The organism is Streptomyces niveiscabiei (assembly GCF_001419795.1).
Classification (GTDB): domain Bacteria; phylum Actinomycetota; class Actinomycetes; order Streptomycetales; family Streptomycetaceae; genus Streptomyces; species Streptomyces niveiscabiei.
Window position 1 is genome coordinate 1 of the sequence record NZ_LIRL01001440.1, and the last position, 1,365, is coordinate 1,365.

Annotated in this window: 1 protein-coding gene; it reads right to left on the reverse strand. The window is 72.0% G+C overall.

Annotated elements, in window-relative coordinates:
- Positions 1–102: 102 nt before the first annotated feature.
- A partial coding sequence (locus tag AOK24_RS44805) for an MFS transporter (protein WP_055725521.1) occupies positions 103–1,365 on the reverse strand: 1,263 nt, incomplete at its 5' end.

Consider the following 1,365-nt stretch of genomic DNA (forward strand, 5'->3'; position numbering starts at 1 on the left):
CGGCGGTGGGCGTCGGTGAGTCTGGGGAGGGGGGTGGTCATGGCGCCGGAGGATACCGGGTCGGGGGTGGCCGCCGGGGAGTTGGTGGGCGGCTGCTTCTGTTCAGCGGATGCCTCCCACCCGTACCGCCGCCCCCAGCGCCGCCACGCTCAGCAGGGCCGTGGCCAGGAGGTAGTACCCGGGGGCTACTCCGGACCCCGTCGCCTGCGTCAGGGCCGCCGCGATCGTCGGGGTGAAGCCGCCGAAGACGGCGACGGTCGTGTTGTAGCTGAAGGAGAGGCCGGTGGCGCGGGCGTGGGCCGGGAACGCGTCGGCCATCACCGAGGGGAGCGTGCCGAAGTAGAGGGCTTTGAGCAGGCCGAGGACGGTGGTGCACAGGGCGAGGGTCAGGAACGTCGGGGAGGACGTGAGCCACAGGAACAGGGGGACCGCCGAGACGCCGAGGAGCAGCGCGGCCGGGACCATGAGGCGCAGCCGCCCGTACCGGTCGCCGAGCAGGCCGACGACGGGCGTGACGAAGGTGAGGACGGCCCCGGCGATGAGGAGCGCGGTGAAGGACAGCGAGTCGTCGAGGCCGAGTTCGTTGATCCCGTACGTCGGGAGGTACTGGAGCATGAAGTTGACGGCCGTCGACACGACCAGCACGCCCCCGGCGATCAGCAGCCCACGCCAGTGGTCGCGGAACACCGTCACCATCGGCGACTTGGCCTGCGGCTCGCGCGGGGCCGCCGGGGACTCCTCGACGTAGCGCCGCACGAAGTAGCCGACGGGCCCGATCAGCAGGCCGAAGACGAAGGGAACCCGCCACCCCCAGGCGTCCATCTGCCCGGTGCTCAGTACGGCGGTGAGGCCCGCCGCGAACCCGGCCGCCATGAGCGTCGACAGGCCCTGGCTCGCGAACTGGAAGCTGCCGAGGAAGCTCTTGCGGCGCTCGTCCTGCTCGACGAGGAACGAGGTCGCCGCCCCGAACTCGCCGCCCGCCGCGAACCCTTGGAGGAGCCGGGCGACGACGACGCCGATCGTCGCGGCGATGCCGAGCGTGTCGTAGCCGGGCATGACCGCGAGCATCAGCGTGCCGAGGAGCATCAGCCGGATCGACAGCATCAGGGCCTTCTTGCGGCCGTGCCGGTCGGCGTAGGCGCCGAGCAGGAGGCCGCCGAGGGGCCGGATCAGGTAGGTGACCCCGAACACGGCGTACGCCTGGACGAGTTGGACGCCGGGGTCGCCGCTGGGGAAGAAGGTGCGGCCGATGTGCGCGGCCATCAGCGCGTACACCGCGAGGTCGAACCATTCGAGGGCGTTGCCGATGGTCGCCGCCGCGATGGCTCTGGTGGCGCTCCGGGGGACGGGGGCGGCGGTGTGGGT